Source organism: Paenibacillus sp. ALJ109b, assembly GCF_010747435.1.
GTDB classification, from domain to species: Bacteria; Bacillota; Bacilli; order Paenibacillales; family Paenibacillaceae; genus Paenibacillus; species Paenibacillus taichungensis.
Window position 1 is genome coordinate 116,913 of the sequence record NZ_JAAIFP010000002.1, and the last position, 26,886, is coordinate 143,798.

Genomic DNA, 26,886 nt, shown 5'->3' on the forward strand with positions numbered 1-26,886 from the left:
GCTATTTATTGTAGTGGATTTTGCTCAATTTGAATAGGGAGGGGAATCTCGTTGTGCGGAAGGTAAGGTTGAGAGCATAGTAAAAAACCTCGCTCCAGAGAATACGGAACGAGGTTATTGGAGTAAAGTGAACAAAAATAAGAGTGCATTATTTATAGTTTACATCTGGTGTATATCGATTGGAAGCATTCCAGAGCAGGTACTCATCCACATCCATGTCTTTCATCGCACGAATTTGGTCCTCTACCTGTTTTTTGCCATATTTGATGTAATGTCCACTGCCTAACCAGCTTGCTGTAAAGTCCTGAATCCATGGGCGGATAACGGGTTTCAGCTCCTTGGTTGGATCGAGTTTCTTATGTGTATCTTTCATGGAGCCTTTGATGGTCGTATAGGGATCTTTGTCAGGGTCCTTCACACCGTACCAGCCGGTGGAGTAGTGACTCGGGTAAACCATCGGCGAGATGACATCCACGTTTTCAGATATCTTCACAAAATCCTGTCCAATACCCTCGGCTGCAGGTACTGAGGCTGCGTAACCGAATATATCAACCGAGACTCGGACGCCCAGGGGTGCGAGCTCTTTGCGTGCATACTGCACGAATTCGGCTACAATGTCGACCCGGGACTTGTCGGACTTGGTGTATTTCAATGCGTCTGCACGCGTTTCAAAACCTTCCGGAAAACGAACATAGTCGAACTGAATTTCCTTGAATCCCAATTTAGCAGCTTCCTTGGCGATCTCTATATTGTAATCCCATACTTTCTTACTGTAAGGATTCACGAAACTGTCACCTTTGCCATTGGCCCATACAGAACCGTCCTTGTTGCGGAAAGAGAGCTCCGGATTTTTCTTGGCGAGAATTGTATCCTTGAATACAACCACTCGTGCGATCGGGTAAACATCATGTTTTTGCAGGCGTTTCATCAAGGCATCAATATCACGGATAAAGGGCTGAGATTTGCCCATTTCCTGTAATGTCTTGTTCTCCGTAGGGTAAGTTATGTATCCGAGATCGTCCTTGATATCAATGACCATGGAATTGAGCTCTGTGTTATCCATCAGATCGAGTAATGATGTCATGCGTGCACCACCGGCGCTGTAAGCCGTCACATAGATGCCTTTGACAACGGGTGCATCGGGTTGAGGGTCAATTTTGGCAGGTGGGTTATCCGCATCAATAACGACTTGATCTTTTTGAGAATGAATGATGGCGGTGTTGAAACTGTTTGTTAAAGATTGAAAAGGTTGATTCCCTTGATCGGCTGTAGCGGGTGCACCACTGATAGTTCCCCAGGCCATAGCAAGTAAAGCCCAAAACATGTTCATTCATTTCCACTCCCCTATGTGCATTCCATGTTTGAATTATACAATAAAGCCTCTGGGCTTTTAACCATATTATTCAAGTGATGAAACACATGGGGAAAATGAAAACCGCTTCCTGTTGAGGGGTAACCCCCACAAGAAGCGGCGTGATCAATCTAAAAAAATTATTGAATGTAAATCTCATTTTGATGCTCACAAATACTGTACTGAATGATTTCCATTGCGTCTCCCTGTTCCAGAATGCCCAGCCCATCCCGGAGAACAATCAGTGAGTCGAGCTCATTCGGTTTTAAGAAAGGGAGCATTTCCGGGCACCATCTGTTGACGATTTCAAACAGTTTTACCGTTTCCATATCCACAATAATCACCCTTTCCTACTCGAATTCCAAAATGGTAAGTCATTCGGCGCGAATCGGAAAAGCACATGGTTCTGTGAAATTGAAGGGCACATCCTGCTATACAACATATTTAGGAGCCGTACACCGTTATTATACCACAATGTTTAGAATTGTTAACCGTACATCTGTCTCAACTTCGGCGGAAAGAGCCCATAACTCCAACCGTTTCCACAATATTAACAAAGGCGTTCGGATCTGTTTCCTTAATAATTCGTTTGATTTCAACGAGTTCGTAGCGAGTAGTCACTGTCATTAACATGTCCTTTTCGATGTCTGTATATGCTCCCTGGGTTTTGATTTTGGTGACCCCACGAGGGCGGACAAGCAATTTTTTCAACATCGCTTCGGTTTCATTGGTAATAATGTACAATGTGACTTTGACATGGCTGATGTGAATCAGATCCAGCACTTTGCCTGTGATATAGATCGATACCATGGAGGCAAGCGCGATGTTCCAGTCATCATTCAGATAGCCTGCGAGCATAATAATGGCTCCGTTCATGCCAGCCATTACCGTACCAATCGGGAAATCACGATTACGGGTGAAAATGGAACCAACAATGTCGAGCCCGCCCGTCGAGCCGCCAACTCGGAAGGAAACTCCTGTACCTAATCCCACTAACACGCCGCCAAAAACACAGCTCAGAAGGGGATCTGTTGCCACAGCAAAAACAGGCAGAAGCCCGATGAACCATGAAGTGGCTGCTACCGAAACAATACTTAATGTAATGAAACGTCGTCCAAGAATAAACCAACCTGCAATGAGCAGAGGAATGTTTAGAACAAAATACATTATACTAAGATTCAAATTCGTAAAATAGCCGAGAAGCATGGAAATACCGGATACCCCGCCGCTAAGAAGCTGATGGGGAACCAAAAACCAGTTGAAGCCGCAGGCAATAGCTGCAGCACCCAATACGATCACTAAAAAGTGCCAAACCATTTTGGGCAATTTAATCACCTCATTTATATTTAAAACCAGATTGCTGGTAATCTTGAATTGTTTTGTGATATAATGATTTGTGGATATTCTTGAGTAGGAAACTTTTTCCAAATGGAACGATAAAATTTGAAATGTTTCAAACGCATGTATGTAGTTTTAGTCTTATGTTGGGGACCCATTCACGAATTATGTTCGTTTGTGAAAATAAAATCGACTTGATGGGATAACCTATAAATATTAACGCTACTTAAGAATACAGACAACAAAGTGGATTGTCCACCATGTCCACCATATAGAAGGAGTATGAATAATTTTGACAAATTTAAATTTCACAGATTTCAATCTTGAACCACTGGTGCTGCAAGCGATCACCGAACTTGGTTTTGAAGAGGCAACTCCGATTCAATCCAAATCAATCCCTCTTGCTCTTGAAGGCAGAGACTTGATCGGTCAAGCTCAAACGGGTACTGGTAAAACCGCTGCATTTGGTATTCCATTGATCAGCAAAATCTCCAAAAGTGATGAAAAAATCCGCGCCCTCATTATGGCACCTACACGTGAACTCGCGATCCAAGTTGCCGAAGAAATCGAAAAACTCACTCGCTTCAAAGGTTTGCGCTCCCTGCCAATTTACGGAGGACAAGATATCGTTCGTCAAATCCGTGCACTGAAAAGAAAACCACAGATCATCATTGGTACACCAGGACGTCTCTTGGACCATATCAACCGCAAAACAATCAAACTTGATGATGTACAAACTGTTGTATTGGATGAAGCAGATGAAATGCTCGACATGGGTTTCATGGAGGATATTCAATCCATCCTGAAACAAGTTCCAGACGAGCGTCAAACAATGCTGTTCTCAGCAACAATGCCTCCTAACATTCAAAAATTGGCTCAACAATTCTTGAACAACCCTGAGCACGTTTCCGTGATCCCTAAACAAGTAAGCGCACCTTTGATTGACCAAGCTTACATCGAAGTGCCTGAGCGTCAAAAATTCGAAGCACTCAGCCGTTTGTTGGATATGGAATCTCCTGAGCTGGCGATCGTATTCGGACGTACTAAACGTCGTGTTGACGAATTGGCTGAAGCTCTGCAAAAACGTGGATACTCTGCTGACGGTCTTCATGGTGACTTGTCGCAAAACCAACGTGATACAGTAATGCGTAAGTTCCGTGATGGCAGCATTGATGTACTCGTTGCAACAGACGTAGCTGCACGTGGACTCGACGTATCCGGCGTAACTCACGTTGTGAACTTTGACCTTCCGCAAGATCCGGAGAGCTATGTTCACCGTATCGGCCGTACAGGTCGTGCGGGTAAAGAGGGTGCTGCATGGTCTTTCGTAACTCCGCGTGAGATCGACCACCTGCACTTCATCGAGCGTGTAACACGTCATCGTATTCCGCGCAAACCACTGCCAACAATGGCTGAGGCTGTAGAAGGAAAACAACGTTTGACAGCTGAGCGTTTGCTCGAAATCGTACAATCTGGCGAACTGAACGAATACAAAGGTATCGCGATTCAAATGCTTGAGCAATATGATTCTGTTCAACTGTTGTCAGCTGCGCTGAAGCTCCTGACAGGTGACAAAAAAGATGCTCAAGTTGATCTGACTCCTGAAGATCCGATCCGTGCAAAACGTCGCAAACCGGATGTTCGCTCTGGCGGACGTAAACCATCTGGTTACAGCGGCAACCGCAGCAGCAGTGGTGGCGGTGGTTACAACCGTGATCGCAACAGCAGTGGTGGCGGACGTGGTGGATACAACCGCGATCGTAACAGCAGTGGCAGTGGAAGTGGAAGCAGAGAAGGTGGTTACAACCGTGACCGCAAACCACGTCCAAGCAACAACGAAGGACGTCGTCCTGCCAAAGATTCTTCTTTCGAATAATATACAAGTGTGAACTGGAAAATGGAGCAGGGCGACTGCTCCATTTTTTTATGTGCAGATTATGCGAAACCAGTATGCTGTCGATCTCTTTTCGGGAAGGGCTGGCTTTTCCTATCTATAATAAGGTATATTAATATTATTAGAATTAAGGCTAGACGCAAGGCTGCGGAGGAGGAGAATTGTTTGGAATTTAAAGGAGCTATGGGTGGGATCTACCGACTTACAGAGTGGATTACGAGACTGGCCGCAACCAATCTGTTGTGGGCTATTTGTTCGTCTCCGTTCTTGTTTTTCTTGTTTATGAAACTGCTCGTGATGCAGCAGAACCTGGCTAATGAATCACTACAAATGAACTGGGCTATAGCCATTGTGGCACCGCTTACACTATTCCCGGCGACGTCGGCGCTGTTTACGGTTGTTCGTAAATGGAATATGGGTGATACGGACGTGCCGATCTTCCGTACTTTCTTTGTAGGTTACAAAGAGAACTACAAACAGAGTTTAATCGGAGGCGTCTTCTATACCTTGCTGTTTGCCATCATGTATCTGGATTACACAGTATATATGACACAATTCAAGAATATGCAGCTGGTCGGAATTATTATGCTCGTACTGCTGCTGCTGCTGTTTGTTTCTCTCTTTAACTTCTTCTCGATGGTTGTGCATTACCACATGTCCATCGGAATGATTATCAAAAATGCGGTTCTATTGACGCTGATCAGACCATTCCGTGTATTTTCCACGTTGCTTGGAAGCGGATTGTTGTTCTATATCGGTTTTCGTTATCCGGTCTTGTTCATCTTCTTCATTATTAGTATTGTTGCTTGGTTTGCTTTCTTCAACTTCTACGCTACGTTTAATAAGATGCAGGAGCAGATGGAGAAGATGCAGCTGAAGAAAGAAGAAGAGGAAGCTGCACAAGCGGCACAAGCCGCTGAACAGGCAGGGGAGTCAGTTGAGACGATAGAGACGGCTGAACCATCTGAAATTAAGCCATCTGACGAAAAACAAGATAATATCCAAAAATAAAACATGAGCTGTCACCATTTACTTTTTACACAGTTAGGGATATAATAATTGTACATCCTGCGATGTACGTTTCGGTTATTCGTTGTTTTGAACCAATGATGATGTCTTCGGGAGATCAATACAGAATGTTGCTGAAACGCCCTGTCTATATGACATGGGGACTTCAAAAAACATTTTTGCGGCCACCCACCTGCTAAGCAGGTTCATAAGACAATGTAGCCGGACGGCATAGGCGGGTTCCTATTTTATCATGTACAGCACCCTGACTCTTTCCTCTAATCCAGGAATTTCAGGGTGCTTTTTATTTGAGCTTATTTTGTTGGATTGGCTGTATTTTGTTAAAAGTGTCGCTTGCCCTTTTGTTACTACATGAACAATGTTACACTAGTATACATAAATGGAACGGTTACATTCAAAGGAGGAAGGGTCTTGACCTTAAAGAGAACGCTCGTCGGTATCATCCGCAGCATGGAGGGAACCAGCGATCGAGCCAAGGATCCCAAATTAAAAACACGGTATTATAACTTATCCAAAGACAGAGCCTGGGAAGAGGTTTCTTCGACACTCAAAAAAATTCCGGGTTATAAAGTGCTGCATGAAGTGCCTTCTGTGGGAGAGGTCATACTGGAGAAGCGGACTACCTTTGGACGGACGATGGATATTACGGTTTCCATTATATCGGTAAGTCCTGTTCGTAGTGCGGTCGATATGTATTCGGCTTCACGTGGTTCACTTGGAGATCTGGGTTCTAATTATCGCACGATCATGAACTTGTTCTCCGTATTGGATAAGAAGCTGAGTAAGTATAAGTCAAATGATTGAAATAGATGGGTGAATAACAAAAAGCGAGAGAAGGTTAACCTTCCTCGCTTTTGTTCTGAACGTGAACTACCTTTTACAGCAAGGCTTTTACAGCGGAAATCGCTTGCTCGAAGTTAGGGGAGTCTGTCATTTCAGGCAGATATTCCACATATGTAATTCGGTCTTCAGCATCCAACACGAAGATGGAGCGCATGTCCAATTGGAATTCTTTGATCAGAACACCGTAGTCTTCACCGAATGAACGTGTTTTGTAATCAGACAGTGTTACGACGCGGTCAACTCCGGCTGCTCCACACCAGCGTGCTTGTGCAAATGGTAGGTCAACGCTTACTGTCAATACAACAACATTGTCTCCAAGATCTCCTGCTTCAACATTGAAGCGACGAGTTTGGGCATCGCATACGCCAGTATCCAGTGAAGGAACAACGCTGATCAATTTGATTTTACCTGCGAAGTCTTTCAGGGATGCATCTTCAACCAGGTTTTTACTCAGTGTAAAATCGGGTGCTTGATCGCCCACTTTCAACTCGGGTCCGATCAATGTAATAGGGTTGCCTTTAAAGGTGGCTGCGCCTGTACGTTCTTGTGCCATAATAATGTTCCTCCTTATAAGTTGGTGATCCGTGCCAAAATCCATTATAATCTTTTATGAAAGGCATTGTCCAATTCGGACGAAGGATCATTAATATGGGTCATACTTGAAGGCCGATCTGAACAGGGTGGAGTGAAAGCAGAAACTTATGATATTTATAAGGTATGAGAACTGGAAAAGTTATTTGAAATTTTTCCCTTTGACGTCGATTCTTTTAATTGCCAATGTTGTTATGTTTATTGTGTTGAGTTTGAACGGTGGTTCCACAAACAGTATGACGCTGCTTAAGTTTGGAGCGCTTGTTAATCATGAGTTATTTGCAGCAGAATGGTGGCGTTATATTACGTCGATGTTCTTGCATGCTGGTTTCAGCCATTTGTTGTTTAACAGCTTTGCTCTCATCGTATTTGCACCACCAATGGAACGGTTGCTTGGGTCAGTAAGATATGGTGTGTTGTACTTGGGTGGAGGCATTCTGGGCAACATTCTGGCTGTTGCGTGGTATAACTCGGTTGGGGCGACGACAATCTCAGTAGGTGCTTCAGGAGCAATCTATGCAATCTACGGTGCGTTTCTGTATGTAGCCTTGTTCCAGCGGACAATGATGGACGAAACCTCACGTAAAACGTTGTATACGCTGCTTGTATTCGGAATTATTTTTTCCTTTGCCATGACAGGCATTAACTGGATGGCGCATTTGGGTGGGTTGTTAGGTGGATTCTTCATTTATGGACTGCTCATCCGCTTGTGGAAACCCCGCAGCTTTAAGCAGTAGTCGGATTGGTCTGAAGACGGAATGCAATCAAGGATAAGTAGGGTATAGTAGATTGGAGAGATCAGGGGCAGTGGAATTAAGACAGTTGCATTACTTTTTGAAAGTGGCACAGAAGGAGCATGTTACGCAGGCGGCGGAGGAATTGCACGTAGCGCAGTCTGCGGTGAGTCGTCAGATTCATCAGCTGGAGGAAGAACTGGGAGTAGACCTCTTTATGCAAAAAGGGCGAAATCTGCAGTTGACCGCAGTCGGGCAGCTCTTTTGCAAACGGGTTGAAGGCATATTGAAAGATCTGGACAAAGCGGTCGGTGAGGTTCATGAGTTTCTCGACCCAGAGCATGGTGAAATTCGTATCGGTTTTCCTCACAGTCTCGGTATTCACTTGATTCCTTCGGTTGTAGCAGCGTTCCGTCAGCGTTATCCTAACGTCAAATTCAGATTCAAGCAAGGCATGTTCCCAACGCTCATTCGTGATGTGTTATCCGCTGAAGTGGACTTGGCGTTCATATCTCCATTTCCGGAGAAGCATGACCAGGTTGATGGTGACATTGTGCTTACGGAAGAACTGCATGCAATCCTTCCACCTAATCATCCATTGGCAGGTGAAGAGAGCATTGCGTTAGAGCAGCTAAAAGATGATAAGTTTGTATTATTCAGCAAAGGGTATTCTCTGCGTCCGATTGTTTGGCACGCGTGTCTCGAAGCCGGGTTTACCCCCAAGATTGCTTTTGAGGGTGAAGAGACGGATACCATTCGTGGACTGGTTGCTGCCGGCATGGGTGTAAGTTTGCTGCCGGAAATGGCCCTTTTCCAGACGAACCCGCTGCAACCGGCGCATGTAGCCATTTCTCATCCAAAAGTGACACGTACGATTGGGTTGATCCATCGCGCGGATGACAAGCTTCCACTTGTTGCGCAGTCATTTCGTTCATTCTTGCTTAATTATTTCGGTTTACAGCAAAACAATACCCCATCCGATTAACGGTGGGGTATTGTTTTTTTTTGTTTGTGTATTCCATTAGTCGCGGCTATTGAAAATTCCGATGTAACGAACCAGTTCCAGTAGTGAGATTAACGCTGCAGCGACGTAAGTTAATGCTGCGGCATTCAGTACTTTGGCGACGCCTCTTTCTTCTTCGTTCCGGATATAACCTTCCGATACCATAATCTCTCTTGCACGATTACTAGCATTGAACTCGACCGGCAACGTAATGAGTTGGAACGCAACGGTTACGGAGAAGAAAATAATACCAATACCGACTAGGTTCATTGCATTAAAGATGAATCCGGCAATGAGCAAGAAGGGCGCGAGTCCGGATGCAAAGTTGACGATCGGGAAAATCCGGTGACGTAGTGCCAACATCGGATAACTTTCCTTATGCTGGATCGCATGGCCAACTTCATGACACGCAACGGAGACAGCCGAGATTGAGTTTTCATAATATACAGGCTCAGACAACCTCACGACACGATTGATTGGATCGTAGTGATCGGAGAGTGCTCCACGCACCGGTTCAATAGGAACGTCGTGTAGGCCGTTAGAGTCCAGCATATGACGAGCAGCATCGTAACCGGTCATTCCATTCAGGTTTTTAACATCAGACCAACGATTGAATGTGCTCTTAACGCGGAATTGCGCCCACAAGGAGAGCACAAAGGCGATAATGATCAAAACGAACATACCGTTATTAAAACTCATATTCATTCCTCCGCTTTCTAAATAATAAGCTACATCATGGTGTTCTCAAGCAAGATTTTCAAAGCTTCCATCGTACCAGCACTTTTGGCGAGCAGTCCGGCCATCATCTTACGTGCTTGTACAGGTTTCATCTCGCCTAGCAGCGGTTTAAGCTCATTTACCTCTCGCTCAAGCTGTTGCACATGGAGCTCCAATGTTGTCAGTTTGCTGGCAACCTGTTCTTCCGTGCTCACCATACTCCACTTCTCAAGAGATTGCTTAATCTCGTCGAGACTATACTTCTCTTGTTTCATGTGTACAATACGTTCGAGCCTGGTTAAAGTTTCATTACTATAAAGACGATAGTTTTTTTCTGTGCGCTCTTCAGGAGCGATGAGACCGAGCTTTGTGTAATAATCAATCGTCCGTTCGCTCACACCTGCAGTTTTGGCAAGTTCGCCAATCCGAAACAATTTCATATCCCCAATGATATTCACCTCGCTTGCAAGTTCAAATGTAGGGAATTGTAGATTCCAGTTGCGGCTTTGCATAACCCGCCCAATTTTTTTCTTACTAATAGTTATGATACATGATCTTTAACCATACAGTCAAACGTTACGCTTTGGCGGCAGTCAGGCTGCGTTTCTATATCTATGTGCTCATAGGACATGAATATGTACTTAAGTGCAAGAAAAAGACGTAAGACTTTATTCCCAGAAATATTTTTCATTTTTGCTGAAAATACTCTTGTCAACTTTCCTGTCTTCTGCTTATAATGGCATTAAGAGTTTCACGATATGTGAAGAAACCTAACATAAGAGGGAGTGGGGTATATGAGAAAGAAATGGTTGGTTACGGTGTTAATAATGCTTACTTTATTGGCTTTCCCGGTCAGCGCATTTGCAGCTGCGGAGGGGCCAACTAACATCGAGCTTCAAAGCGGTCTGAACTCAGCCTTTACGTTTCTGGCTGTTGTGCTGGTTTTCCTGATGCAAGGGGGATTTGCTTTACTTGAAGCGGGTTCAACTCGAATGAAAAACGCAGGGCACATTGCGGGTAAAACAATCCTGACATTGGGAATATCGGTTATTGCCTTCTGGGCTTTAGGCTTCGGTCTTGGTTTCGGTAATGGTAACAGTTTCTTCGGAACAACTGGATTTTTCCTGAGTGGGGACGGAATGGCGGCTTCGTTCGAATCATTGGCCTTCTCTGATGTTCCGCTAACAATTAAGTTTGTATTCCACCTTGCCTTTGCGGCAGTATCTCTGGCCATCGCCTGCGGTGGTATGGCTGAACGTGCAAAGATGAGTGTATATATCGTTTTCGGTACGTTGTATACCATTATCATGTATCCGGTTGTTGCTCACTGGGTATGGGGCGGCGGCTGGTTGGCTGAGCTTGGTATGCAAGACTTTGCAGGTTCGACGGTTGTCCACTTGACGGGTGCAACTGCTGCACTGGTAGCTACTATCTTGTTGAAGCCACGTATCGGCAAATATAACAAAGATGGTAAACCTAACATCATTCCAGGTCATAACCAAGTTTACTCCGTACTCGGTGTAATTATCCTTTGGATCGGTTGGTTCGGTTTCAACCCAGGTAGTACATTATCTGCCATGGGTGATGGATTCTTCGGTTATGTAGCATTGACTACAAACGTAGCTGCGGCTGCTGGTGGTGTTGCTGCACTGTTGATCTCATGGGCTGTATTGGGTAAATCCGATATTCCTAGCATGCTGAACGGCGTACTTGCGGCACTCGTTGCCATCACAGGTGCTTGTGCTTTCGTAGAACCATGGGCAGCGCTGGTTATTGGTGCTCTGGCAGGTATTATCACATTCTTCACTGCTCAATTCTTTGAACGTAAAGGAATTGACGATCCAATCTATGCTTTCTCTGTACATGGTATTGCCGGTATGTGGGGAGCGATCTCCACAGGTTTGTTCGCAACACCAGAACTTGCTGAGAATGCAGGTGTAGGTCAAGCGGGATTGTTCTACGGTGGCGGTTTCCACCAACTGGGCGTTCAGCTTCTGGGTCTGGCAGGCGCATTTGCCTTCGTACTGATCATGTCCTTCATTATTCTTGGTGGTATGAAAGCTGTCATGGGAATCCGTGTAACGGAAGAAGAAGAAACAATGGGTCTGGATTTAAGTGAGCATGGTACTTACGGGTACCCTGAACAAATGAAAAATGTAGAAACTAAATCCAATGGCGGTACGTTCAGCTCCTAAGAGGAATGATTGCTGAATCATGCTTCAAGGAGGCTGGACATGATGGAACCCATCCCGTATATAAATCAATCCTGGTCCTATCAGGGAATAGATGGTGCGGCATCTTCTCAAGAACTGCGCCAGGCACGTGTGATATTGCAGAATGAGCTCCAGGAACTGTTGTCCGCTTCCTTGTCGCCGATTGAATGGTACCAGACGGTAAATGAACTGCATGATCGGGTTGCTCGGCGAGCAGTAGAGTTATGCATCCAGGGGATGGTAGAGGAAGGCTTAGGCCGACCTCCCGTCCCCTATGCCTTTATCGTTTTTGGCAGTTCCGGCAGGCAAGAAGCGACGTTATGGAGTGATCAGGATAATGGCATGATTATCAGCGATATCCCTCATGAGGGGAAAGAGGCATATTTTGCTGAACTCGGACTTCGAATGACCAATATGTTGGAGGCACTTGGTTACGCCAAATGTGAAGGCAAAGTGATGTGTTCAGAGCCTTTATGGAGGAAAACGCTGGAATCCTGGAAGGAACAACTGAAAGCATGGGGATCGGATCTGTCATGGGAGCCGATTCGTAATCTGATTATCGCTTCAGACATGCGTTTTGTTGCAGGTGAGCCAGAGCTGGCGGAGGAATGGATTTCTGCATTTTATGAAGGGTTCAGATCGGTTCCTGAGCTTTCCGATGCTGTGCTGCGCAATACCGTTAAACACAAGGCGACACTGAACATTCTTGGAAGGGTCGTAACGGAACGATTCGGTGAACATGCAGGTGGATTTGATGTGAAATACGGCTTGTATATTCCGCTGGTGAACAGTGCGCGTTTTCTGGCTTTACAGCATGGTATCAAAGAAACGTCCACGCTGAAGAGAATTCAGAGGTTGGTGTCACTCGAAGCAGTTCCGCTTACTTTGCTGGATGCAGCTCAGCGTGCATTTATGACGGCTTTGAAGCTGCGCCGCAGTACACCCATTGTGATGAAACAAGGGTTGCAGCATAGCGGTGGTTTTCTGAATGAGAAACAGTTGAAGGAAAAACAAAAGCTTTATGAACTACGGGATACGTTAGGGTTGGTGCGGCGAGTACATCGTGCGCTGCAAAGACAACTTCGTTTTGCAGAAAGGAGACGTCCATGAGAGAGCCGGCAAGGGGCAATACTGGATTCTGGAATTCGCTGCGCCAGGGAGGGGTTCCTTCCGCCATCGCTTCCATAATGGGAGCCCCTACGGCGCAACATATGGCGTTTATCCGTTCGATGATGAGAGAACAGCGCAGACCCGAGGTGCTTCACACGCCCTTGAACGAATTGAATGCTGTCGTATTTGATCTGGAAACGACGGGCTTCTCTCCCCAGCATGGGGATGAGATCCTTTCCTTTGGGGCGGTGCGTATTAATGGTGGTGTGATGCTGGAGAATGAGCAGTTTTATACCTTAGTTCAGTCCAAAGTCTCCGTTCCGGAACACATTACGGAACTGACAGGAATTACACAGGAAATGACGATGGATGCTCCGTCGCTCCTGGAAGGCTTGCATGACTTCATGTCTTTTGTTGGCGGAAGTGTACTGGTTGCCCATGCAAGCGCGCATGATCGGGCTTTTCTAAATGCGGCCTTGTGGCGGACATCCAAAGTAAGGCTAACGCACCGGCTCATCGATACGATGATGCTGGCACGTTGGCTTGAGCCGAGTAGACCTGGTTATGGACTGGATGAATTGCTGGAATCCAAAGGCATTCCCATCTATGGGCGCCACCACGCTTTGGAGGACGCTAAAATGACTGCACAGCTATGGTCCTGTTATCTGGAGGATTTGTCTCGCAAAAATGTAGAAACATTGGGTGATCTATATACTCAGTTAAGTCACGCATAGCCGGGCGAGCCGTAAGTTGTATGGTTGGCCGTGGCTCGTTCCAATGCTTGGATCAACATTTGAATGAATTTGATAACCATTTAGAAGCATTTTTGATTGTGTGTCTACTGTAAGATCTGGTGAGCCTATAAAATAGACCTGGAGTAGTCCAGCGAAAATCGGTAGGTTGCGCAGATCCTCATTGGAAGGTATGGGAGTGGTTCGAGGGTGGGAGTGAAAGAGCCCGATAAGTTGCGGTTCATTGAACAAACATCGGATCCATTCTGCATCTTCCAATGAGAAATGGTGCAGCGGGTCAGGCGCTACGTTACGAATGGGCTGAAACCGACTGATTCGTATGCCGCCCGCTGCGGCTTCACCCAGCACAACCCCGCAGGCTTCCAGCGGTAGCGAAGCGAACATGTACTTAGACATCTCCTGCTCTACGGAGGAAGGGATGTAGAAGGTGTTTTGCTGCCCGTGAAGTGCTGCCATTTGTATTCACCCCTCTCTCTTTGGCTCCTGCTTCGGCAGGAGTCCTTTTTTATTTTATTTTGTGTGACTCTGATTGTAAAATTTTAAAGGAAAAGGGTACAATATGAGAGAGAGCTTGAAATATCTCACATGTTAGAAGAGCGTAAATCTCGATATGTTTAATTATACAAAAGGGTGGCTGGTCATGAAACGAAATATATACATACTGCTGGGTGTTGTATTGCTGGTGGGCATTGCTTTGGCTCAAAATGCAGACAACGGAATCGCAGCCGTGTTTAAGCAAGAGGAGCCGATGCCCACGGAGACGGGGCCGAAAGCGGGTTTACTGGCACCAGCGTTCTCTTTGCAAGCCATGGATGGGAAAACCTACTCTGTGGGTGGAGCCAAGGAAAAGGCCATCTTCGTCAGTTTCTGGGCATCCTGGTGTGAACCGTGCAAGCAGGAAGCTCCTGCGCTCAATACACTGGCAGCAAAATACAAGGATAAACTGGATCTCTACGGTGTGAATGTAACCACGTACGATAAAATCAGGGATGCCAAAGCTTTTGTAGATGAATACAAACTGACGTTCCCTATTCTGCTTGATGAAGACGGAACAGCATATGCCAAATATAACGGTTTAGCTTTTCCAACGAATGTACTGATTGATTCCCGAGGTGTCGTTCAGGAAATTATCTTGGGGATTTTGCCTGAGAAAGAACTGGAGCGAAAAATCAAGGAGTTAATTGCGGATTAACCAAGCAAGAAGCTAGCCAAGTCAGAAGCAAAAGCGCCTGTCTTCCAATGTTTTTTGGAAACAGGCGCTTCTTTTATTTTCCGGGAAATATGCATTAATGGTTGCTTAGACCGTGAGCTGGAATGTTGACTACATCAGGCTCGTCCTGCAATTTTTCTTGAAGAAGGGCATAACGGAAACTGTGTACGAGGGCTTCCCAGCTCGCTTCAATCACGTTCTCGGATACACCGACCGTATTCCACGTGTTTTCTGTGTTTTTGGATTCAATTAATACACGAACCTTCGCGGCAGTGGCATCTTTTTCATCCAGAACACGTACTTTATAGTCGGACAGATGCATGTTGGCAAGGGAAGGAAAGTACTGCACAAGTGCTTTCCGAAGTGCGTTATCCAGTGCGTTGACCGGACCGTTGCCTTCAGCTGCGGTATACGCAATTGTTCCACCTACATTAAGTTTAACAAAGGCTTCCGAAACAACAGACTTGCCAGCCACTTTTTCAACAAGCATCTTGAACGATTCAAAGGTAAACAATTCTTTCATGTCACCGTTGGCTTCGCGGATCAACAACTCAAGAGAGGCATCGGCGCCTTCGAACTGATAACCCTGATGTTCCAGATCTTTGATTTTCTCAATGATCTGACGTGAGTTGGCACTGCTTGGATCAAATTCAAGACCCAGTTCCTGTGCTTTGGACACAATGTTACTTTGTCCGGCCAGTTCGGAGACGAGCACACGCTGTTTGTTACCCACCAACTCAGGAACGATGTGTTCGTAGGTCCGGGAATCACGCAGTATGGCAGAGACGTGAATACCGCCCTTGTGAGCGAAAGCCGCATTTCCGACATAAGGCTGGTTGATTGGCATATTTACGTTGGCAATCTCACTGACATAACGGGCAACATTCGTGAGCTGTCTCATCGAATCCTCAGAAACGCACTCATATCCAAGCTTCAGTTGCAGGTTAGGGATAATCGACGCCAGATTGGCGTTGCCACATCGTTCTCCATACCCGTTCATTGTACCTTGCACCTGTCTGGCACCAGCTTGTACTGCGCTTAAGGTGTTGGCTACAGCAAGTTCACAGTCATTATGTGTATGAATGCCCAGATGGGCTTGTGGAAGCCGTCCAGCGAGTGTGGATACGATCTCGTACACCTCATGCGGCATCGTGCCACCATTGGTGTCACACATTACAAGCCAGTCCGCTCCAGCTTCATGGGCTTTGGTCAATACAGCGTGTGCATATTCTGGATTGTGCTTAAATCCGTCGAAAAAATGCTCTGCATCAAAGATGACTTCCATACCGTTTTGTTTCAGATAGGCAATGGAGTCGTAGATCATGGACAGATTTTCTTCCAAAGTGGTCTGCAAAGCAGTGTGTACGTGGAAATCCCATGACTTGCCTACCAGAGTCGCTGCCTGAGCACCGGATTCAATCATGCGCTTCAAGTTCGCGTCTTCACTGGCGATGCTGCCTTTACGACGAGTACTACCAAAGGCGACAACCTTCGCGCTCAGGTTCAGTTCCTTGACTCTTTTGAAAAACTCAATGTCCTTGGTGTTGCTGCCTGGAATTCCGCCTTCAATATAATGAGCACCCAGGTCATCGAGCTTCTTGGCAATTTTGAGCTTGTCATCTGCCGATAAGCTGACTCCCTCCCCTTGTGTGCCGTCACGTAAAGTCGTATCGAAGATGGAGATGGCCTTTGACATGAAGATCCTCCTTTAAGATGAAGCGCTTTTTTTAGAAAGTTTAATGGTGTGTTTAAAAAACATATGAGCATGTTGGTGACGAATCCTTCGATTCTGTACCGCTACACTGTATTAAATTCAAAGTGTAGATTTGTCCTAAAATCGTGAATTTGTATAATTAATTATTATAGCACCATTATCGCCAAATGCTACATCGAATTCACCATTTGGTGTAACAAATGATGGATTGTAGAGTTAGGTGAGTTGTAAACGCAGTTTTGTAATATGTTATGCTTCATCTAAATACAAGTATTCCAGAAATGAATATGGCTTCAAATCTTGTCTTGATAAAAGGAGGGAAGAGGATGCATTTTGTTTGGGAGAATACAATTATTTCACTCATTATAATCGCTATTATTGTCGTTGCCGTGTGGGGTATCATTCGATCGATCGTTAAACCTCGCCGAAAATAAGGGGATATAAATGATTTTTACATAAGGGATTTTGATATAATAGAGTAGAGATTGCATTTAACGGAATTGTGTATAAGAAAGGGCGGTGGTGGATCATGTCTTCAGACCAGACCCATAACAACATAAATGTAGATCGATATTATCCTACCGCCGGACGAGTGATTTTGCATGTCGATATGAATGCTTTTTATTGCTCTGTACATGAAGCCGAGGAACCGGAATTATATAGAGGAAAAGCGACGGCCGTTGCTGGTAGCAGTGAAGTGCGCAAAGGTGTCATAGTAACTTGTTCATACACAGCTCGAAGCAGGGGGATTTCTACAGGCATGGTTGTTCATCAAGCGTTGAAGAAATGTCCTGACTTAATTGTGATCCGTCCGGATTTTCATTTATATCGTAGGTATTCGAAAGAATTCATGAAAATAGCTTACAGTTATACACCGCTGCTTGAAGCCACCTCAATCGACGAGTGTTATCTCGATATTACGGGGTCCAGACAGTTCGGCACACCGCTGGAAATTGCGGAAAGTATTCAGACGAGAATCCGGGATGAGTTGGGGATGCCCTGTTCGATCGGAATTGCACCCAACAAGCTGCTTGCCAAGATGGCCTCTGATTTGAAAAAACCGAATGGCATTTCGATTTTGCGGATGAGGGATGTACCTCAGATTTTATGGCATAGACCTTGTAACGAGATGTTTGGAATTGGCAAAAAGACAGCGGAAAAGCTGAAGAAACTGGGCATTGAAACCATAGGACAACTTGCCAAATCAGACGAGCGGATGTTAACCGATGTTTTTGGAATTAATGGCTCCTGGTTAAAAAATTCAGCAAACGGCATTAATCATTCGGCAGTTCAGGCTGAACGTGAAGCGAACAAATCGATTGGACACACGACAACGTTACCTGCGGATATATCTGAAATGGATGATGTACATCGGGTGTTACTGAATATAAGTGACCAGGTTGCAAGACGGTTGCGCAAGCACGAAATGCTTAGTCAGGGCATTCAGATTACGATTCGTACACCGGATATGAAGACGATTACGAGATCACGGATGATGGAGGTGCCTACTGAAGATGCATCTATCATATACCGGGAGGCCTGTGCTTTATTTGCGAAACATTGGGGCGGCGGGAAGCCTGTTCGTATGTTGGGTGTGACCCTTCAAACGCTGATTCCGCGTGAGGAGTCGGCGATACAGCTTGATCTGTTTGAATATGAGCAGAAGCCGAAGAAGGAAAACCTGATTCGCATCATGGATCAGTTACGTGACAAATTTGGCGAAAATGCTGTCGTTACTGCTGGCATGCTGGGGGATGATCCTTCCGTATTACTGCGCAATCATAAAGTCCGGGGAACATCGCTGCAAAAAGATAATTTGCAAAGTCTCGATTAAATAGGGCATAATGAAGTCTTGAGGCTGTTAAAATTATTTGTAATAACTCTTACTTTGTATTAATATGTTTCTAGATAAAAATACTGTACGTTTTTGAATAATAGGAGGAGAGATTGGTAATGAGTAAATTTACTTGGGTAGAAAAAGATACATGTATTGCGTGCGGAGCATGCGGAGCAACGGCGCCAGACATCTATGATTATGATGATGAAGGTTTGGCAGAAGTAATCTTCGATGGAGATGCCAACCAAGGGATCAAAGCAATTCCGGATGACTTGTTCGACGACATGCAGGATGCTTGTGACGGCTGCCCTACGGATTCCATTAAAGTTGCGGATGAACCTTTCAACAAAGAAGGTTAATTCCTTTCATATGAACATACAAAAGCACATTCTTCTGTCATTGGGACAGTGGAATGTGCTTTTTTTTGTCGAATGTTGAGGCTTAGATCCGGGTACTCAAGTCCTATGGATTTCTTGTCATCATTTGCCGATATATATAGAAACGGAAAAAGGCGAAATGATGGAGGATCGGATGCAGAATACTCACCTACGAACATATGTAAAGAAACATCCTGATAATAAAATGGCCTGGTATTTACTCGGTAAGGAATATTTGGGTGAAGGGCAGGAAGCCAAGGCGAACTATTGTTTTCAACAGGCGGGTGAAGTCTACGAGGCTTTCGAGCGAAGCAAGGCACCGGCAGATATATGGGTGGATTATCAGGAGAAGCTGGTTGAGATGGCTGAGCAAAAAGAGAAAAAACATCGTGTTCGCAAGATGTGGCTCACCCTGCTGATGCTGCTTGTACTGGCAGGATTACCACCTGCGGATGCTCCTGGTTTCAATCGTGATGCAGCCGAGGCGTTGGCTTCTGCTTTGGAATCGACGGACGATTCCATGGATAACGAATCAGGTAATAACCCGAAGGAAGACTTGGCTCTTGTTGCGAACTCCAATGTGTTTACAGCTGGAGCATTCGGTGGAGGTAACCAGGGGGAGGCTGCACTTGCAGCTGCATGGTCGGGTTCTGGTGCGAAAGTGCAGACATCGGCTGTGCTTGGAATGCAGGTCGCAGGTAACTGGACATTATGGAAGCGAAATATGGCGGTGAAATATATCGTTCAGACGAACAGCAGTGGCAAATTAACGGCACAGAGTTATGATGCCAAACAGTGTAACTGTGAACCGCCGGAAGTATCACCAGAGATCAAACGGCTGGCACAGGCCTGGACAGTCAAACAGGAATCCGCTGCAGCTCTGTCGAGTGCAATGATTACATATAAGAAACGAAACGGAAACTGGCCGAAAAGTGTTGCGCAACTTGCCCAGCCATTTCCAAATAATATTCTGGGCGAAACTGCACCTGGCATGACCGGGATGTTTCCGGCACTACTAGCCATGCATCAACAAGGGCAAATGGGAAAAGGAAAAAACACAGCTGAGGGAAGACCTGAAGGTTCAGATTTACCGCAAGGCAAAAACGCTGCATTTATGGATACGTTAGGCGGAAAGCCTTTTTTGCAGGATCGGCTTGAGATTATCGTGGACAAGAGCAGACATAAGCTTGCACTGATTAGTGGCGACACCATTATTCGGAATTACGAGGTAGGGCTTGGGGGAGATCGTACTCCAGAGGGTTCGTTTGTCATTTCAGACAAAGTTGTAAATCCCAATGGTCGCTCCAATGGCGAATTTGGAAGTAGGGGCATGCAGCTATCGGATACGAATTATGCCATCCATGGGACCAACGAGCCAAACAGTATCGGGCTGGATGAATCCCTTGGATGTGTGAGGATGAGTACTGAAGATGTGGAAGAGCTATTTGCTCTTGCTCCTCAGGGAACTCCGGTCCGCATCGGGAAAGATCTGCTGCCAGAGACAGCTATGGTTCCAGAAGCAAAGGATCGCTACCGGTACACACTTGTTCCCAAACAAAATAATCCGAATAAGACGTATCATTGGTTGAATTAAACGATAAACCAAGTGATTCAGACCGAAGAAAACGTAAAATCCATGCTGGATTGGTATGTAGATGCAGAAACAGTCGGTTGAAGTAAAGCATTTACAGGTTGGCGATAATAATAAGCGCACCAATGATAATGATCAGTCCACCGACGCTGGCTGCGGTCCAGATAATGGCTTTCCGGTTGACCTCATCTTTCTTTTGCTGCAAAGTAGGTGGTTTGCGTTTGGGAGCCATGGGCTGTTCCTCCTTCATGGAATAAGGCTATATAGATGTAGCCATGCTCCCATTGTAAAGAATTCAACTCGCCATTTCCAGTAGGCGGGTGGATTTCTTGTGAGCATTTTGCATAATACGATTCCTTCTGTCTATGCTCAAACTACTTTCCTTTTGAAGAAGAAACGGATAGACTTGTGTATAGAGTGTTTTTTTACATATGAAAAAGACGGAAAGCATTTTTTCAGCGTACCGGACCAGAACGGAGTGAGTGATTTGTTATACAGAAGTCTTGCTAAACCCTTGTTGTTCAAAATGGACCCTGAGCAGGCCCATCATCTAATTATCGGCGGCCTCAGTGGAATGGGGAGTATTCGCCCGGTTCCTTCCGGTTTGCGTGTCATGTATGGCGTGCGTGAAACATCGGATCTGGCTGTGGATATGTTTGGATGTCATTTTCCTACACCTGTAGGACTTGCGGCTGGTTTGGACAAAAACGGACAGGCTGTAACGGGCTTTTCTTCCATCGGGTTTGGCTTCATGGAAGTGGGCACAGTCACACCGCTTGCACAGCCAGGTAACGACCAGCCAAGGTTATTCCGCCTGCCTCCCGATGAGGCATTGGTGAACCGGATGGGATTCAATAACCTTGGAACCGAAGCGATGGCGGGTGAATTGGCACGCCTCACGGAGCGCCGTATTCCAGTGGCCGTAAATATAGGTAAAAATAAGGCGACATCGAATGAAGAAGCACATTTGGATTATGCAAAATGCATTCGGGCGCTATACGATTATGCGGACCTGTTTGTAGTGAATATCAGTTCACCAAATACACCGGATTTGCGTAATCTGCAACATGGGAATGAACTGAAGGAATTGCTTGCCGCTGTCATGAATGAGATGGAGACGCAGCGCAAGAGAGCGGGCGGTTCCGGTAAATCGGTACTGGTCAAAATCGCACCTGATGTGAATGACCAGGAGCTCGAATATATGGTAAGTACCATTGCAGATAGTGGAGTTGCCGGTATCATCGCAACGAATACAACGATCAGCCGCGAGGGTCTGTCTCATCAGCATGCCAAAGAGACAGGTGGACTAAGTGGCAAGCCGCTGCGTGATCGTTCCACAGAAATCATTCGCCAAATCTATCGCCAGACAGAAGGCAAACTGCCAATCATCGGATCGGGGGGCATTTTCACAAGCGAAGATGCTTACGAAAAGATTAAAGCAGGTGCCAGCCTGGTGGAAATATATACGGCATTGATCTATGAAGGACCTGAAGTGAACCGGCGCATTCATGCCGGACTGCGTGAATTGCTGCGCAAAGACGGTTATAGTCATATTTCGGAAGCTGTCGGTGCAGAGCATCGTTAAGCAATGTTTCGGAGTTCCCCGGATTGAAAATTAGAAGCGTGGAAGAGGGTAATGTCGTACGGGACTCTTCCCCCCGCTTAACATCATGTATAATGGATAAGAACAGGGGAAGCTATAGAGACAGGAGGCATAAGCATGGACGGTAGAGACTGGGGTACATTTTTACTTCCTTATGAACAAGCGGTAGAGGAATTGAAAGTTAAGTTTAAAACGATGCGGGCGGAGCTTAAGAAAAGGGAAGAATACGCCCCGATCGAATTCGTTACCGGTCGTGTCAAAAAAATATCCAGCATTCTGGAGAAATCCAGACGCCTGAATGTGCCGCTTGATCAGGTAGAAACAGGCATTGAGGATATTGCAGGTATCCGCATTATGTGCCAGTTTGTGGATGATATTCGGCGGGTAGCTGAGTATATTCGTGGTCGTAAGGATTTGACGGTATTAATCGAGAAAGATTATATCACCAATTTCAAAGAGAGCGGCTACCGCAGTTTCCATATGATTATTGAGTATCCTGTTCAGACGGCTCTTGGGCAGAAGAATGTGCTGGCCGAGATTCAGATTCGAACGCTGGCGATGAACTTCTGGGCCACGATCGAGCACTCCCTAAGTTACAAGTTTCGGGAGAGTCTGCCGGATGATATGCGCGCACGATTGAAAAAGACGGCGGAAGCCGCTTTTGTACTCGATAATGAGATGTCGGCTATCCGTTTGCAAATTCTGGAGGCTCAAAAGGCCTTTGAAGATGACTCCAATATTGTATCAAGAACGCTGAACATCATACATCAATTGTACTTCTACCACCTCGTGAACGAAGCGATAGAGGCACAAAAGCGCTTCAATGACTGCTGGGAGCGTCATGATATGGAAGGGTTAAAAGACCTTCTGGATGATGTGAAAGCACTTCTGAATGCGGCTAGAAAGGGCGAAAACCCGGATGAGCAGCTATGAGCCGCTGTATGTTGACTATCTGATCTACTTCAACCGCGATCAGGACTACTTTGAATGCCATGAGGTATTGGAAGAACTGTGGCTTGAACGAGATCGGGATTCTCTGTACAAAGGATTGCTGCAGATTGCAGTGGGGCTGTATCATTTCAGGAATGATAACCTTCGCGGAGGACGCATGATGTTACAGAGTTCACTAGATCTGTTAAAGTCATATCCGGAAACTTCGCGAGGCATTGCCCTTGGGGCGTTGGTGCAGGAAGTACAGGAGCTGGTTCATGGACTTTCCGGTCCTGAGCCGCAGAATTTTCCATACAGAGACTTGCATATTCAGATTCAGGATGAGGTACTGGTGCAGGAGGTTCGAGAACGAGCTCTTGAACTGAAGCCTAATATTCCCCAGCGCCGAAGTCCTACACGTGGACGAATCTATGAAGAGAAGATGAAAGCATTACAGCAAGAGCAGAACTTGCAGAGCGAGTAAGCTTGTAATGGAGAGACATCATTCATTTCATCCATCATTAACATATTGTCAGACATATGATATTAAAAACACCCCGGCAATTCCTATAGAGGAATTGGCCGGGGTGTTCAATATTAAAGGACATCATTAAAGTTTGGGATGATTCCAGAGCTTGTCCATGCAAAGGACAATATGATCCATGCAGGTCCATCGCAACCACGAAGCGTTATACGATTAGCTTGCTGATGGAGTGGCACTGCCTTTATATTTCTCGAAAAATTGCTTGTAGTCATCCAGGGTATAACCGTTGTCACTACCATTTTCCTGCAGCCCGCCAACCATGCGGTCCTTCTCAACACCATCCTGATAATATACCAGAGTTGGTGTGTACTCAATGTTATAATCGGTCCAACCGGAATCGAATTCGCGCAGATTGAACTGTGGTAGTTGAATCCCTTCCTCATCGACCAGTGGCATCAACTGAGGTGTTGTCGCACGGCAGTGTGAGCAGTCGGAGGCAAAGAAATATACAAAGAAGCTGTCTTTGTTATCAATTCTGGCTTTCAGATCGTCAGGCAAAATAATTTGTTGGTAGTTCGGATCGTTCAGCAGTTCGCGTGTTGCAGGATTAAGCTTGGAGGCGGCGATGCCATATGCATTCCCCACGGCGTCCATTTGTTTCTTGGATTGCTGGTTCACCAGGACAAGTGCTGCAATCAATACGACGAAAATACCCAGGAAAATAAGGATCGCAGCGCTTTTCATTTTCTTCTTGGATTTCATTAAGACATCCCCCATCGATCATATCGAAATATAGTTTTGGCAAAAATACAGGATGGGATAATATGCATAAACACCCGAATTTTTGCACATCAATCAATCTACTTGCCATTATACTACATTACACGCTGTAGTGGAATATGTATGAAGCAATAGGAAAGCATTGCCCGGATATGATAACATAGAACTATATGCAATTTTAACAAGACAGGATGAGTGGGATTATGGCTGTACAGCTACCTTCGATATTTGCCGAGCGAATGAAAAGCTTGTTAGGCGATGAATTTGAACAATTTATGAAATCTTATGAGCAGTCGCCACATGCGGGGCTGAGAGTGAATACGTTAAAAATATCGCTGGAACAATTCAAGGAAATTGCTCCATTTGATATGCGACCCATTCCGTGGTGCGGAACGGGTTTTTATGTGCCTCATGGGGTTAAGCCGGGGTTACACCCTTATTATCATGCGGGTTTGTATTATATCCAGGAACCAAGCGCCATGGCCCCCGTTGAATTATTGAATGTGAAACCCGGGGAACGCGTGCTGGATCTATGTGCGGCTCCTGGCGGGAAAACAACCCAGATTGCAGCTAAGCTGCAAGGTAAGGGTGTACTCGTTACGAATGATATCCATGCGGAACGTACGAAAGCCCTCGCCAAAAACGTGGAACTGTATGGAGTACGCAATGCTGTTGTATTGAATGAATCACCGGAACGGATTGCGAATGCATTTCCTCATTATTTTGATAAAGTGTTAATCGATGCACCTTGTTCGGGTGAGGGTATGTTCCGTAAAGATGAGGACATGGTGAAATCCTGGGAAAATCATTCGGTGGAAAAATGTGTGCTGATGCAGCGCGATATTCTGGATACTGCGGCCAAACTGCTTGCTCCAGGGGGAACCATCGTATATTCCACATGTACATTTGCACCAGAGGAAAATGAAGCGATGATAGCGGAATTTCTGAACATCAATCCTGATTTTGTGGTGAATGACATTCCGGAAAGTGCAGGATTTGCTCCAGGACGACCGGAATGGGTGCGTCAGATGTTGCCCGAAAAAGCAGAAGAGACGGGATCTGTGCTGGAGCAAACGCGCGGCACTGCTAGGTTGTGGCCCCACCTGTTGGAGGGGGAAGGTCATTATGTTGCTGTATTGCAGCACCGTGCCGAATCTCTTACCGAAGAAGACGGAAATCAAAAAGATGGCAGTGTTTTACTAATTGGACAGGCAGTGGACACAGATTCCATCGAACCAAATGAATCGGTAGAACCATTTATCCGTGCATCTGCACCAATCAGTAAAGAAGAGCGGAAACGGGAACGTCTAATGAGAACCGAATCTAGAGAACGCAATGATAAGCATACCCGTGGTGGCAAGGCTCAGGGAAAACAGGGCAAAGGAAATGAACGTGGTGGTCGCAAAAACGAACGGGCTCAGGGACGAGGAACCGACCAGGCAAATGTGGATCCAGGAACGGTGTATGCTCAATTTGTACAAGAAAATTTGGAAATCGAGCTTGCTGGAGAAACAGTGTTTTACGGTGATCGTGTGTATCAATCTTCTGTGGGTGCTGCCCGTCTGGAAGGGCTCAAGGTTATTCGACCAGGGTGGTTTGTGGGTACCGTGAAGAATGGGCGATTTGTGCCTTCTCATCCGCTTGCATGTGCTTTGAATGCAGCTGAGGCCCAGAGATTCGTTAACCTATCTTCCGCAGAGGGTGAAGCAGTAAGGTATCTCAAAGGAGAAACGTTGAACATCGAAGAAGCACGAGTTGAACGACAAGCAGATACGGTGGCCAAAGGTTTCGTGCTGGTATGTGTGGACGGTTTTGCGGCTGGCTGGGGGAAATGGCTGGATGGTGTACTGAAAAATGAATATCCAGCAGGCTGGAGGTGGACATCGGTATGAGTGGAAAAGGCAAACAAACGCTGCGTCTGGATAAAATATTGAGCCATATGGGTGTGGGGTCTCGAAGTGAGCTCAAAAAGATGGTCAAGCAGGGCAGAATCCGTGTGGACGGGAAACCGGTAAAAGACAGCGGTGTGCAGGTTAATCCAGACGTAAATGTAATTGAAGCTGACGGAGAGCGGATCGTGTATCGTGAAATGATCTACCTGATGCTGCACAAACCACCTGGCGTGGTGTCGGCAACCGAAGATAATCGGGATAAAACGGTGATTGATCTGCTGCGTAAAGAGGAGCGTGTCTTCGATCCGTTCCCTGTGGGACGACTCGACAAAGATACCGAAGGTCTGCTCATTCTTACCAATGATGGGCCACTTGCCCATGATCTGTTGTCCCCGCGTAAACATGTGCCCAAGACGTATGAAGCTCGTGTGCTCGGGAACGTTGATGAAGAAGATATCGTAAAATTCAAAGCCGGCATTCAGCTGGATGATGGATATGAGACGTTGCCTGCGGAACTGACTGTGCTTCATCGTGAGGAAACGGAAGAGGGCGTGTTTTCTTCCATTTCATTAATCATTCATGAGGGCAAGTTCCACCAGGTGAAAAGAATGTTCCAGGCTGTTGGCAAACGTGTGGTTTATTTGAAACGTGTTGCCATGGGTGACCTGGAGCTGGATGCCAATCTGGAAATTGGCAGTTATCGCGAATTAACCGCTGACGAGTTAGATCGTCTGCGGAAGTAACAGCTCCCAAAGGCGCAACAGCTCCCGCTCTTCGCGAAGCGAAGCAGGGAGCCGGGCAGGATGCGAAGCCCTGCCCGTAATGGTCCCGCTTGAGCTTGGGCGGGACCGCCGCTGTCAAGCGGCAGACCCGGCAACCAAGCGCTCCCACAC

28 protein-coding genes and 1 other RNA gene are annotated in these 26,886 nt (G+C 46.0%); 18 read left to right on the plus strand and 11 right to left on the minus strand.

Annotated elements, in window-relative coordinates:
• Positions 1–148 precede the first annotated feature (148 nt).
• From G3352_RS02535 to G3352_RS02545, 3 genes are all read right to left on the minus strand, one after another.
• Positions 149–1,330, minus strand: coding sequence for a putative glycoside hydrolase (locus tag G3352_RS02535; RefSeq protein ID WP_163753529.1), 1,182 nt, complete (start codon positions 1,328–1,330; stop codon positions 149–151).
• A gap of 161 nt (positions 1,331–1,491) precedes the next feature.
• Entirely contained in the window at positions 1,492–1,680 is a 189-nt protein-coding gene (locus G3352_RS02540) for a hypothetical protein (RefSeq protein WP_029880762.1), read from the minus strand.
• Positions 1,681–1,855: 175 nt separating this feature from the next.
• Positions 1,856–2,668 carry a YitT family protein gene (locus G3352_RS02545; protein WP_373561676.1) on the minus strand — a complete coding sequence of 271 codons (813 nt, stop codon included), beginning with the start codon at positions 2,666–2,668 and terminating at the stop codon, positions 1,856–1,858.
• 313 nt (positions 2,669–2,981) lie between these two features.
• Here G3352_RS02545 and cshA point away from each other — a divergent pair, with 313 nt between their 5' ends.
• The 4 genes from cshA to G3352_RS02565 all read left to right on the plus strand — a co-directional run bounded on the left by cshA (position 2,982) and on the right by G3352_RS02565 (position 6,416).
• Positions 2,982–4,565 carry a degradosome RNA helicase CshA gene (cshA, locus tag G3352_RS02550; protein WP_076292037.1) on the plus strand — a complete coding sequence of 528 codons (1,584 nt, stop codon included), beginning with the start codon at positions 2,982–2,984 and terminating at the stop codon, positions 4,563–4,565.
• A 183-nt stretch (positions 4,566–4,748) separates the two neighbouring features.
• Positions 4,749–5,594, plus strand: a complete 846-nt coding sequence (locus G3352_RS02555) for a YesL family protein (protein WP_163753531.1) — start codon at positions 4,749–4,751, stop codon at positions 5,592–5,594.
• 51 nt (positions 5,595–5,645) lie between these two features.
• Positions 5,646–5,837, plus strand: a non-coding RNA gene (ssrS, locus tag G3352_RS02560) — 6S RNA.
• 186 nt (positions 5,838–6,023) lie between these two features.
• Positions 6,024–6,416 (plus strand): DUF1499 domain-containing protein, encoded by a 393-nt coding sequence (locus G3352_RS02565; RefSeq protein ID WP_024629239.1) that lies wholly within the window; start codon positions 6,024–6,026, stop codon positions 6,414–6,416.
• Between the two features lie 73 nt (positions 6,417–6,489).
• On the opposite strand, the gene tpx is transcribed toward G3352_RS02565, so the two are convergent.
• A complete protein-coding gene (gene tpx, locus G3352_RS02570; protein ID WP_063564797.1) occupies positions 6,490–7,008 on the minus strand; it encodes a thiol peroxidase in 519 nt (172 codons plus the stop codon).
• A 148-nt stretch (positions 7,009–7,156) separates the two neighbouring features.
• Between tpx and G3352_RS02575 the strand changes: the two genes are divergently transcribed.
• Both G3352_RS02575 and gltC read left to right on the plus strand, forming a co-directional pair.
• Positions 7,157–7,783 carry a rhomboid family intramembrane serine protease gene (locus G3352_RS02575; RefSeq protein ID WP_076292034.1) on the plus strand — a complete coding sequence of 209 codons (627 nt, stop codon included), beginning with the start codon at positions 7,157–7,159 and terminating at the stop codon, positions 7,781–7,783.
• Positions 7,784–7,853: 70 nt separating this feature from the next.
• A complete protein-coding gene (gene gltC / locus G3352_RS02580) occupies positions 7,854–8,765 on the plus strand; it encodes a glutamate biosynthesis transcriptional regulator GltC (protein ID WP_024629242.1) in 912 nt (303 codons plus the stop codon).
• A gap of 36 nt (positions 8,766–8,801) precedes the next feature.
• On the opposite strand, the gene G3352_RS02585 is transcribed toward gltC, so the two are convergent.
• Together G3352_RS02585 and G3352_RS02590 are read right to left on the minus strand one after the other, a co-directional pair.
• Positions 8,802–9,482, minus strand: a complete 681-nt coding sequence (locus G3352_RS02585; protein ID WP_099853542.1) for a zinc metallopeptidase — start codon at positions 9,480–9,482, stop codon at positions 8,802–8,804.
• Between the two features lie 29 nt (positions 9,483–9,511).
• The gene (locus G3352_RS02590) at positions 9,512–9,940 is read right to left on the minus strand and encodes a MerR family transcriptional regulator (protein ID WP_076292098.1); all 429 of its coding nucleotides are present in this window, start codon (positions 9,938–9,940) and stop codon (positions 9,512–9,514) included.
• 354 nt (positions 9,941–10,294) lie between these two features.
• Between G3352_RS02590 and G3352_RS02595 the strand changes: the two genes are divergently transcribed.
• From G3352_RS02595 to G3352_RS02605, 3 genes are read left to right on the plus strand one after another with little or no spacing between them, the layout of a single operon-like run.
• Positions 10,295–11,695: an ammonium transporter gene (locus G3352_RS02595; RefSeq protein ID WP_163753533.1), complete on the plus strand. Its 1,401-nt coding sequence runs from the start codon at positions 10,295–10,297 to the stop codon at positions 11,693–11,695.
• A 33-nt stretch (positions 11,696–11,728) separates the two neighbouring features.
• Positions 11,729–12,823, plus strand: coding sequence for a DUF294 nucleotidyltransferase-like domain-containing protein (locus G3352_RS02600; RefSeq protein WP_481856268.1), 1,095 nt, complete (start codon positions 11,729–11,731; stop codon positions 12,821–12,823).
• Positions 12,820–13,557, plus strand: a complete 738-nt coding sequence (locus G3352_RS02605; RefSeq protein WP_163753535.1) for an exonuclease domain-containing protein — start codon at positions 12,820–12,822, stop codon at positions 13,555–13,557. The genes G3352_RS02600 and G3352_RS02605 overlap by 4 nt, the downstream gene beginning before the upstream one ends.
• Here G3352_RS02605 and G3352_RS02610 read toward each other — a convergent pair.
• Positions 13,543–14,031: a M67 family metallopeptidase gene (locus G3352_RS02610; protein WP_163753537.1), complete on the minus strand. Its 489-nt coding sequence runs from the start codon at positions 14,029–14,031 to the stop codon at positions 13,543–13,545. The genes G3352_RS02605 and G3352_RS02610 overlap by 15 nt on opposite strands.
• Before the next feature lie 184 nt (positions 14,032–14,215).
• On the opposite strand from G3352_RS02610, the gene G3352_RS02615 reads away from it, so the two are divergent.
• Complete coding sequence (locus tag G3352_RS02615; protein ID WP_076292096.1) at positions 14,216–14,767, plus strand: TlpA family protein disulfide reductase; 552 nt, start codon at positions 14,216–14,218, stop codon at positions 14,765–14,767.
• Positions 14,768–14,861: 94 nt separating this feature from the next.
• Here the strand turns inward: G3352_RS02615 and cimA are convergent, their stop codons facing one another.
• The gene (gene cimA, locus G3352_RS02620) at positions 14,862–16,481 is read right to left on the minus strand and encodes a citramalate synthase (protein ID WP_163753539.1); all 1,620 of its coding nucleotides are present in this window, start codon (positions 16,479–16,481) and stop codon (positions 14,862–14,864) included.
• 547 nt (positions 16,482–17,028) lie between these two features.
• Between cimA and G3352_RS02625 the strand changes: the two genes are divergently transcribed.
• The 3 genes from G3352_RS02625 to G3352_RS02635 all read left to right on the plus strand — a co-directional run bounded on the left by G3352_RS02625 (position 17,029) and on the right by G3352_RS02635 (position 20,307).
• On the plus strand, positions 17,029–18,333 hold the full coding sequence (locus tag G3352_RS02625; protein ID WP_163753541.1) for a DNA polymerase IV: 1,305 nt from the start codon (positions 17,029–17,031) through the stop codon (positions 18,331–18,333).
• 119 nt (positions 18,334–18,452) lie between these two features.
• On the plus strand, positions 18,453–18,695 hold the full coding sequence (locus G3352_RS02630; protein ID WP_053783645.1) for a ferredoxin: 243 nt from the start codon (positions 18,453–18,455) through the stop codon (positions 18,693–18,695).
• A gap of 172 nt (positions 18,696–18,867) precedes the next feature.
• Entirely contained in the window at positions 18,868–20,307 is a 1,440-nt protein-coding gene (locus G3352_RS02635; RefSeq protein WP_163753544.1) for a L,D-transpeptidase family protein, read from the plus strand.
• A gap of 91 nt (positions 20,308–20,398) precedes the next feature.
• Here G3352_RS02635 and G3352_RS30780 read toward each other — a convergent pair whose 3' ends face one another.
• Entirely contained in the window at positions 20,399–20,536 is a 138-nt protein-coding gene (locus G3352_RS30780; RefSeq protein WP_162842436.1) for a hypothetical protein, read from the minus strand.
• 255 nt (positions 20,537–20,791) lie between these two features.
• On the opposite strand from G3352_RS30780, the gene G3352_RS02640 reads away from it, so the two are divergent.
• From G3352_RS02640 to G3352_RS02650, 3 genes are all read left to right on the plus strand, one after another.
• Entirely contained in the window at positions 20,792–21,889 is a 1,098-nt protein-coding gene (locus G3352_RS02640) for a quinone-dependent dihydroorotate dehydrogenase (protein WP_163753568.1), read from the plus strand.
• A 135-nt stretch (positions 21,890–22,024) separates the two neighbouring features.
• Entirely contained in the window at positions 22,025–22,840 is an 816-nt protein-coding gene (yjbM, locus tag G3352_RS02645) for a GTP diphosphokinase (RefSeq protein ID WP_053783647.1), read from the plus strand.
• Positions 22,827–23,321, plus strand: a complete 495-nt coding sequence (locus tag G3352_RS02650) for a DUF309 domain-containing protein (protein ID WP_163753546.1) — start codon at positions 22,827–22,829, stop codon at positions 23,319–23,321. Before yjbM ends, G3352_RS02650 begins: the two co-directional genes overlap by 14 nt.
• Before the next feature lie 213 nt (positions 23,322–23,534).
• Here the strand turns inward: G3352_RS02650 and G3352_RS02655 are convergent, their stop codons facing one another.
• Positions 23,535–24,083 (minus strand): thioredoxin family protein, encoded by a 549-nt coding sequence (locus G3352_RS02655; RefSeq protein ID WP_163753548.1) that lies wholly within the window; start codon positions 24,081–24,083, stop codon positions 23,535–23,537.
• A 221-nt stretch (positions 24,084–24,304) separates the two neighbouring features.
• On the opposite strand from G3352_RS02655, the gene G3352_RS02660 reads away from it, so the two are divergent.
• Together G3352_RS02660 and G3352_RS02665 are read left to right on the plus strand one after the other, a co-directional pair.
• Positions 24,305–25,993: an RsmB/NOP family class I SAM-dependent RNA methyltransferase gene (locus G3352_RS02660; RefSeq protein WP_163753550.1), complete on the plus strand. Its 1,689-nt coding sequence runs from the start codon at positions 24,305–24,307 to the stop codon at positions 25,991–25,993.
• Complete coding sequence (locus tag G3352_RS02665) at positions 25,990–26,736, plus strand: pseudouridine synthase (RefSeq protein ID WP_099853528.1); 747 nt, start codon at positions 25,990–25,992, stop codon at positions 26,734–26,736. Before G3352_RS02660 ends, G3352_RS02665 begins: the two co-directional genes overlap by 4 nt.
• Here the strand turns inward: G3352_RS02665 and G3352_RS30785 are convergent.
• Positions 26,691–26,886, minus strand: a 196-nt coding sequence (locus G3352_RS30785) for a hypothetical protein (RefSeq protein WP_205524671.1), incomplete at its 5' end; no start/stop codon positions are given. The genes G3352_RS02665 and G3352_RS30785 overlap by 46 nt on opposite strands.